This is a genomic window from Caldimonas tepidiphila (assembly GCF_003569765.1).
Taxonomy (GTDB): domain Bacteria; phylum Pseudomonadota; class Gammaproteobacteria; order Burkholderiales; family Burkholderiaceae_C; genus Caldimonas; species Caldimonas tepidiphila.
This window is the reverse complement of the sequence record NZ_KZ983977.1, coordinates 224-7,453: the sequence shown is the minus strand read 5'-3', so window position 1 is coordinate 7,453 and position 7,230 is coordinate 224. Positions and strand designations below refer to the sequence as shown.

Annotated in this window: 10 protein-coding genes; 5 read left to right on the top strand and 5 right to left on the bottom strand. The window is 68.8% G+C overall.

Annotated features, from left to right (window positions below; translation table 11 throughout):
* The 3 genes from D3A59_RS25915 to D3A59_RS04090 all read left to right on the top strand — a co-directional run.
* A partial coding sequence (locus D3A59_RS25915) for a hypothetical protein (RefSeq protein ID WP_205665108.1) occupies positions 1-231 on the top strand: 231 nt, incomplete at its 5' end.
* 150 nt (positions 232-381) lie between these two features.
* Positions 382-1,233 carry a leucyl/phenylalanyl-tRNA--protein transferase gene (gene aat / locus D3A59_RS04095; protein ID WP_419187231.1) on the top strand — a complete coding sequence of 284 codons (852 nt, stop codon included), beginning with the start codon at positions 382-384 and terminating at the stop codon, positions 1,231-1,233.
* Positions 1,230-1,970, top strand: coding sequence for an arginyltransferase (locus tag D3A59_RS04090; protein ID WP_119153638.1), 741 nt, complete (start codon positions 1,230-1,232; stop codon positions 1,968-1,970). The genes aat and D3A59_RS04090 overlap by 4 nt, the downstream gene beginning before the upstream one ends.
* A gap of 74 nt (positions 1,971-2,044) precedes the next feature.
* Here D3A59_RS04090 and D3A59_RS04085 read toward each other — a convergent pair whose 3' ends face one another.
* Both D3A59_RS04085 and D3A59_RS04080 read right to left on the bottom strand, forming a co-directional pair.
* Entirely contained in the window at positions 2,045-2,686 is a 642-nt protein-coding gene (locus tag D3A59_RS04085) for a CoA transferase subunit B (protein WP_119153637.1), read from the bottom strand.
* 24 nt (positions 2,687-2,710) lie between these two features.
* Positions 2,711-3,412, bottom strand: a complete 702-nt coding sequence (locus tag D3A59_RS04080; protein ID WP_119153636.1) for a CoA transferase subunit A — start codon at positions 3,410-3,412, stop codon at positions 2,711-2,713.
* A gap of 92 nt (positions 3,413-3,504) precedes the next feature.
* On the opposite strand from D3A59_RS04080, the gene D3A59_RS04075 reads away from it, so the two are divergent.
* Positions 3,505-4,068, top strand: coding sequence for a LuxR C-terminal-related transcriptional regulator (locus D3A59_RS04075; protein ID WP_119153635.1), 564 nt, complete (start codon positions 3,505-3,507; stop codon positions 4,066-4,068).
* A 23-nt stretch (positions 4,069-4,091) separates the two neighbouring features.
* Here D3A59_RS04075 and D3A59_RS04070 read toward each other — a convergent pair whose 3' ends face one another.
* From D3A59_RS04070 to D3A59_RS04060, 3 genes are read right to left on the bottom strand one after another with little or no spacing between them, the layout of a single operon-like run.
* Complete coding sequence (locus D3A59_RS04070) at positions 4,092-4,508, bottom strand: acyl-CoA thioesterase (protein WP_119153634.1); 417 nt, start codon at positions 4,506-4,508, stop codon at positions 4,092-4,094.
* Positions 4,505-5,167 (bottom strand): YceH family protein, encoded by a 663-nt coding sequence (locus tag D3A59_RS04065; RefSeq protein WP_119153633.1) that lies wholly within the window; start codon positions 5,165-5,167, stop codon positions 4,505-4,507. Before D3A59_RS04065 ends, D3A59_RS04070 begins: the two co-directional genes overlap by 4 nt.
* Before the next feature lie 7 nt (positions 5,168-5,174).
* On the bottom strand, positions 5,175-5,960 hold the full coding sequence (locus D3A59_RS04060; RefSeq protein ID WP_119153632.1) for an SDR family oxidoreductase: 786 nt from the start codon (positions 5,958-5,960) through the stop codon (positions 5,175-5,177).
* 270 nt (positions 5,961-6,230) lie between these two features.
* On the opposite strand from D3A59_RS04060, the gene D3A59_RS04055 reads away from it, so the two are divergent.
* The coding region (locus D3A59_RS04055) for an NAD(P)/FAD-dependent oxidoreductase (RefSeq protein ID WP_240635932.1) at positions 6,231-7,230 on the top strand (1,000 nt) is incomplete at its 3' end.

The following is a 7,230-nucleotide window of genomic DNA, read 5'->3' as shown; positions in this document are numbered from 1 at the left end:
TACACTCGCCGCCACTCAGGCAACTCGCTCACAACCGCCGCTCATCAGCAGCGAAGACCACTATTCTCGCTCGCTTTTCAATTCCTTGTCAAGCGCTCGGTCTTTTCGACCACCTCGCAATCAGCATCCGCCGACCTCGAAGCCCTCGACCACCCAACCTCAGAATCCGTCCTCGGCACCGTAGTGCCTTCCAGGATTCCGCTGCCAGGCAGCGAAGAGGTGAGACTTTAGCAGCGCGAGTGGCGTCTTGGCAAGGGCCGGCTGAGTATTTTTTCGGGCCGTACGCCGATGCCTCCGGCCCTTCGGGGGATTTGCGACGCGAAGAGGGCAGCATCCCGGTCTGCTGCTCCAGAATCGTTGCAACACACTCAGAGCAGACTCGTGGCTTCCCTCGCGCTCGCCTGGCTGGACGACAGCCACCTTGCCTTCCCCGCGCCGGAGCAGGCGCTGACCCACGACTCGGGCGTTCCCGGCCTGCTCGCCGCCGGCGGCGACCTCTCGGTGCCCCGTCTTCGCGAGGCCTACCGCTCTGGCGTCTTTCCGTGGTTCAGCGACGGGCAGCCCATCCTGTGGTGGAGCCCCGATCCGCGCATGGTGCTGCGCGTCGATGAACTGCGGGTCACGCGCTCCTTGCGCAAGACGGTGCAGCGCTTCGCCCGCACCCCGGGGTGCGGGCTTCGCATCGACTCGGACTTCCGGCGCGTGATCGAGGCCTGCGCCCGTACGCCGCGTCCCGGGCAGGACGGCACCTGGATCGTTCGCGAGATGGTGGAGGCCTATGCGGCCTGGCACGAACGGGGCGAAGTGCACAGCTTCGAGACCTGGATGGACGGCGAGCTGGCCGGCGGCCTGTACGGGGTCTGCGTCGGCCGGATGTTCTTCGGGGAATCGATGTTCTCCTGGCGCACGGACGCGTCCAAGATCGCGCTGGTGGCACTGGCAGCCTTCTGCCGCCGGCACGGGATCGAGATGATCGACTGCCAGCAGCGCACCGAGCACCTGGCCTCGCTCGGCGCACGCGAGATTCCGCGACGCGAGTTCCTGCGCCACGTGCGGTCGGCCACGCGGATGGCATCGGTGACGGACTGGCGGTTCGAGCCGGCGCTATGGCAGGAGTTGCCCGAGCTCGCGGGGAGAGGTCCGGCCCCCTCTCCGCTTCCGCAACCCGACCTTCCGGGCGGGACCGTATCGGCGCCCTCCCCCTTCATGGACAAGGAGCGAAGCGAGGAATGACGCACCCGAAAGAACTCCCGCTGGCGTCCCTGCAGTTCTACGCGACGGCGCCCTATCCCTGCAGCTATCTGCCGGAGCGCATGGCGCGCTCGCAGGTCGCGACGCCCAGCCACCTGATCCATGCCGACGTGTACTCGAGCCTCGTCAACCGCGGCTTCCGGCGCAGCGGCATGTTCACCTACCGCCCCCACTGCGACGGCTGCCACGCCTGCGTGCCGCTGCGCATCCCGGTCGCGCGCTTCACGCCCAACCGCAGCCAGCGACGCGCCCTGAAGGCCCACCAGGATCTCCAGGCCCGGGTGCTGCGGTTGTGCTTCGTGCCCGAGCACTACCAGCTCTACCTGCGCTACCAGTCCGGCCGCCACAGCGGCGGGGGCATGGATCACGACAGCATCGACCAGTACACGCAGTTCCTGCTGCAGAGCAGGGTGAATTCGCGACTGGTCGAGTTCCGCGCACCTCGGGAGGACGGCTCCCCCGGCGCGCTGAAGATGGTGTCGATCCTCGACGTGCTCGACGATGGGCTGTCGGCCGTCTACACCTTCTACGAGCCGGATGACGACGCGAGCTACGGCACCTACAACGTGCTGTGGCAGATCGAGCAGGCGCGCCAGCTCGGCCTGCCTCACGTCTATCTCGGCTACTGGATCGAGCGGAGCCGCAAGATGGCCTACAAGGCGCAGTTCCGACCGCACGAGCTGCTGATCGACGGCCAGTGGCGGACCCGCGAAGGCTGAAGGCCCGGGCGCCGGCACCATGAAAAAGGCCGCCCGCGGGCGGCCTCGCCGTTGCTGCGACGGGAGCGGCGGGCTCAGCGCCCGTTCGCGAACTCCACGTGCGCGCCGGTCTTCAGCCGGATCTCCTCCTGAGTCACGCCAGGAGCCGTCTCGATGCAGAGGAAGCCCTGCGGCGTCACGTCCAGCACGCACAGGTCGGTGATGATGCGGTTGACGACGCCCACGCCCGTGAGCGGCAGCGTGCACTGCTGCAGCAGCTTGTGCTCGCCGTTCTTCGCGCAATGCTCCATCAGCACGACGACGCGGCCGACGCCGGCGACGAGGTCCATCGCGCCGCCCATGCCCTTGACCATCTTGCCGGGGATCATCCAGTTCGCGAGGTCGCCCTTCTCGCTGACCTGCATGGCGCCGAGGATCGCGAGGTTGATCTTGCCGCCGCGGATCATCGCGAAGCTGTCGGCCGAGCTGAAGAAGGCCGAGCCCGGCAGCGTCGTGACGGTCTGCTTGCCGGCGTTGATCAGGTCGGGATCGACCGTGTCCTCGGTCGGGAAGGGACCGATGCCGAGCAGCCCGTTCTCGGACTGCAGCCACACCTCCATGCCCGCGGGGACATGGTTGGCGACCAGCGTCGGCAGGCCGATCCCCAGGTTCACGTAGAAGCCGTCCTGCAGCTCGCGGGCGGCACGCGCCGCCATCTCATCACGATTCCAAGCCATTTGTGTCTCTCCTTCTGGGCCGGGTCAGGCGGACGGGCGCACGGTGCGCTGCTCGATGCGCTTCTCGGGCGTCGCGTTGAGGACGATGCGGTGCACGAAGATGCCGGGCAGGTGGATCTGGTCGGGGTCGAGCTCGCCGGTCTCGACGATCTTCTCGACCTCGACGACGGTGACGCGGCCGGCCATCGCGACGTTCGGGTTGAAGTTGCGCGCGGTCTTGCGGAACACGAGGTTGCCGGACTTGTCGGCGATGTACGCCTTCACGAGCGAGACCTCGGGCACCAGCGAGCGCTCCATCACGTAGAGCTGGCCGTCGAACTCGCGCGTCTCCTTGCCCTCGGCGACGATGGTGCCGACGCCGGTCTTCGTGAAGAAGGCCGGGATGCCCGAGCCGCCGGCCCGCAGCTTCTCGGCGAGCGTGCCCTGCGGCGTGAATTCCAGCTCCAGCTCGCCCGACAGGTACTGGCGCTCGAACTCCTTGTTCTCGCCGACGTAGCTCGAGATCATCTTCTTGATCTGGCGCGTCGCGAGCAGCTTGCCGAGGCCGAAGTTGTCGACGCCGGCGTTGTTCGAGATCACCGTCAGGCCCTTGACGCCGGTGGCCTGCAGCGCGTCGATCAGCGCCTCGGGAATGCCGCACAGGCCGAAGCCGCCGACCGCCAGCATCTGGCCGTCCTTGACGATGCCCGCGAGCGCCTCGGCGGCGCTCGGATACACCTTGTTCATCGCAGGTCTCCTTGAGGGATGGAATGCCGAGAGCGTACTACGTATTCGCATACGTACAATCGCCTAAGGACCACCCCAGGGGCACGAGGCCGATGGACGCACTGGAGATCGACTACCGCACCGCCTTCGAGGAGGCGCCGGTCGGGCTGGTGCTGTCGCGGCACCGGGTGATCGTGGACTGCAACCATGCGCTGTGCGAGATGTTCCGGCAGACGCGTGAGGATCTCGTGGGACAGTCCTTCCTGGTGCTCTACCCGACGCCGGACGAGTTCGAGCGCACCGGGCAACGCATGGCGCCCATCCTGAATGCCAGCGGCCGCTATGCCGACGACCGCATCATGAAGCGGCACAACGGCACGCGCGAGGGCGAGCTGTTCTGGTGCCACGTCAGTGGCCGCGCGCTGGACCGCAGCGCGCCGCATGCAGCCGGCATCTGGAGCTTCGAGGACCTGTCGTCGCGCAGGCCAGTGAAGGCGGAGCTCACGGGGCGCGAGCGCGAGGTGGCGGCGCTGCTGATCGAGGGCCAGACCAGCAAGCTGATCGGCCGCCAGCTCGGCATCAGTCACCGCACGGTGGACATCTACCGCGCGCGGCTGATGCGCAAGTTCAAGGCAAGCAGCACGCCGGAGCTGGTGCAGCGGCTGCTCGCCGGCTGAGGGCGGCGGCCGGCGCCCGAGGCTCACGCCAGCGCGGCCCTCAGCCATTGCGGCAGCGGCACCGACTTCTGCTGCGGGAAGTCGACCCAGACCGTCGTCGCGCCGCCGGCTGCGTGGATCGCGCCGGGGTCGTCGGTCCGCTCCAGCGTCACGAAGGCGTCGAAGCTGCTGCGGCCCGGGTTGGCGACGTAGTGCTTCGCGAGGATCGTGCCGGGGTACTCGAGCTGGCGATAGAAGTTGCAGAAGGCATTGACGATCACCGGGCCCTGGCCCTTCGGGTCGGGGGCGCCGCCGAGCGAGTTCAGCCACTCGACCCGGATGATCTCCAGGTAGAAGTACACCGCGTTGTTGACGTGCCCCATCGCGTCCATGTCGCCCCAGCGGATCGGGATCTGCATCTCGAAGACGAGCTTCTCCTCCTCGGGGATCTCGATCCTCATGCGCGGCTCACCCCCAGCTCCTGATACAGACGCTCCACCAGCGCGCGCAACTCGCCCACCTCGGCCTCGAGCTGCGCCTGGCGCTCGGCGAGCGCGGCGACCTCGCCCGCCCCGGCTGCCGCGCTCGAGGCAGCGGCGGGCACGCCGGCAGCGACGCTGGCGTCCACCGGCCCGCACAGCAGGTGCATCCATCGCTGCTCGCGCGCGCCGGGCGCGCGCGGCAGCCTCACCACGCGCACCGGCTCCCGTTCGGCAAGTTCCTGCAGGAAGGCCTCGACCGAGGAGATGTCGGCGAAGCGGTGCAGCCGCTCGCTGTTGGCGCGCAGCTCGGCGGCGGTCTGCGGGCCGCGCAGCATCAGCGTTGCGAGCAGCGCCGCGGACTGGCTCGGCACGCCCGCGCCGCGCGGGAAGTTGTGCTCGTAGCGGCTCACGCGGCTGCCGCTGCTCTCGACGACGAGGCTGAGCGACTTCAGCTCGTCGAGCGCGCGCAGCACCTCGGCCTCCGAGAGGTTCATCACCGGGTCGCGCGCGCTCTTCTGGTTGCAGCCCGCGACGAGCGAATTCAGCGACAGCGGGTAGGTGTCGGGCACCGTGTGCTGCTTCTCCACCAGCACCGCCAGCACGCGCGCCTCGGCCGGACTCAGTTCTCGCAATGCCATCGCCACCTCAGCAGAGCCCGAAGCCGTCGTCGGCGGCGATCACCGAGCCGTTGATGAAGTGGCTCTCGTTGGCGCACAGCATCATCAGCACCGAATCCAGGTCGCCGGGCTGGCCGAGGCGCTTGCGCGGCAGGCTCTGGATCAGCCGCTGGCCCTGCTCGGTCTGCCACTGGTGGTGGTTCATGTCGGTGTCGATGTAGCCCGGACAGATCGCGTTGACGTTGATGCCGTGCTTGCCCCACTCGAGCGCCATCGACTTGGTCATGTGGATCATCGCCGCCTTGCTCATGCAGTAGACGCCGATCTGGCTCAGCACGCGCAGGCCCGCCATCGACGCGATGTTGACGATGCGCCCGCCGGTGAAGGTGCCGGGCGCCTCGCCGCAGGCGCGGGCGAGCATGCGCTTGCCGACCTCCTGCGCGACGAAGAAGGCGCCCTTCACGTTGGTGTCCATCACGAAGTCGTAGTCCTCGGGCGTGACGTCGACGAGCTTCTGCGTCGTGCTGACGCCCGAGTTGTTGACCAGGATGTCGATCGCGCCCATCTCGGTCTCGGCGTGGGCCACGGCGGCACGGATGCTGGCCGGGTCGGCGACGTCGAGCTCGATCACGTGCGCGTCGCCCCCCTCGGCCTCGATCTCGGCGCGCAGGGTCTTGAGCGGCTCGGTGTTGAGGCTCGCCAGCGCCACCGCCGCGCCGGCCTTGGCGAGCGTGCGCGCGAAGCGGGTGCCGAGCCCGCTGGACGCCCCGGTGACGAGCGCGACGCGTCCCGAGAGATCGATCGTGTAAGCCATGAGAATCCTTTCGCTGCGGGGCCACCCCGCACGCCGCCGCGCTGCGGCAAGGCGGCCCAAGATAGCATGAAGGAGAGACCCGGCGCGATGCCGGCCCTGCCGGCCGGCCCCTGCGCCCCCGAGCGGCGGGACCGCCTTGCGCGGGTGCCCGCAGCAAAAAACGAACGATCGTTCGTTTTTTGGCGAAGACGCCTTAGAATCGCCCGAACCCCTGGCCCCGGCGCGGCTGACGCCGGCGCCCAGCAAACGCCCCACACCGAAGGAGACGCGATGACTTCCCAGGAGCTGCTGGCCCAGTACGGCCCGCGCGAATCGATGGAATACGACGTGGTGATCGTCGGCGCCGGCCCGGCGGGCCCCGCCACCGCGATCCGCCTCAAGCAGCCCGCCGCCGCCCAGGACCGCGAGGTCTCGGTGTGCGTGCTCGAGAAGGGCTCGGAGCCCGGCGCGCACATCCTCTCCGGCGCGATCATGGACCCGCGCGCGCTCTCCGAGCTGCTGCCCGACTGGAAGGAGCTTGGTGCGCCGCTGAACCAGGCGGTGACGCAGGACGAGTTCCTGTTCCTGAGCGAGAGCGGCGCGCAGGCCACGCCCCCGGCGCTGCTGCCCGAGTGCTTCCAGAACCACGGCAACTACATCGTCAGCCTCGGCAACGTCGTGCGCTGGCTGGGCAGCCAAGCCGAAGCGCTGGGCGTGGAGATCTTCCCCGGCTTCGCCGCCGCCGAGGTGCTCTACAACGAGGACGGCTCGGTGCGCGGCGTCGCCACCGGCAACATGGGGATCGGCAAGGACGGCGAGCCCACCGACGCCTTCCAGCTCGGCATGGAGCTGCTGGCGAAGTACACGGTCTTCGCTGAGGGCTCGCGCGGGCACCTGGGCAAGCAGCTGATCGAGCGCTTCCGGCTCGACGAGGGCCGAGATCCGCAGAGCTACGGCATCGGCCTGAAGGAAGTCTGGGAGATCGACCCGGCGCGCCACCGCCCGGGGCTCGTCGTGCATACCGCCGGCTGGCCGCTCGAGCCCGACACCTACGGCGGCTCGTTCCTGTACCACGCCGAGAACAACCAGGTCTACATCGGCTTCGTGGTCGGGCTGGACTACAGGAACCCGTGGCTGTCGCCCTTCGAGGAGTTCCAGCGCTTCAAGACCCACCCGGTGATCAGGAAGCACCTCGAGGGCGGCAAGCGCGTGAGCTACGGCGCGCGCGCGATCACCGCAGGCGGGCTGCTCTCCTTGCCCAAGACCGTGTTCCCCGGCGGCGCGCTGGTGG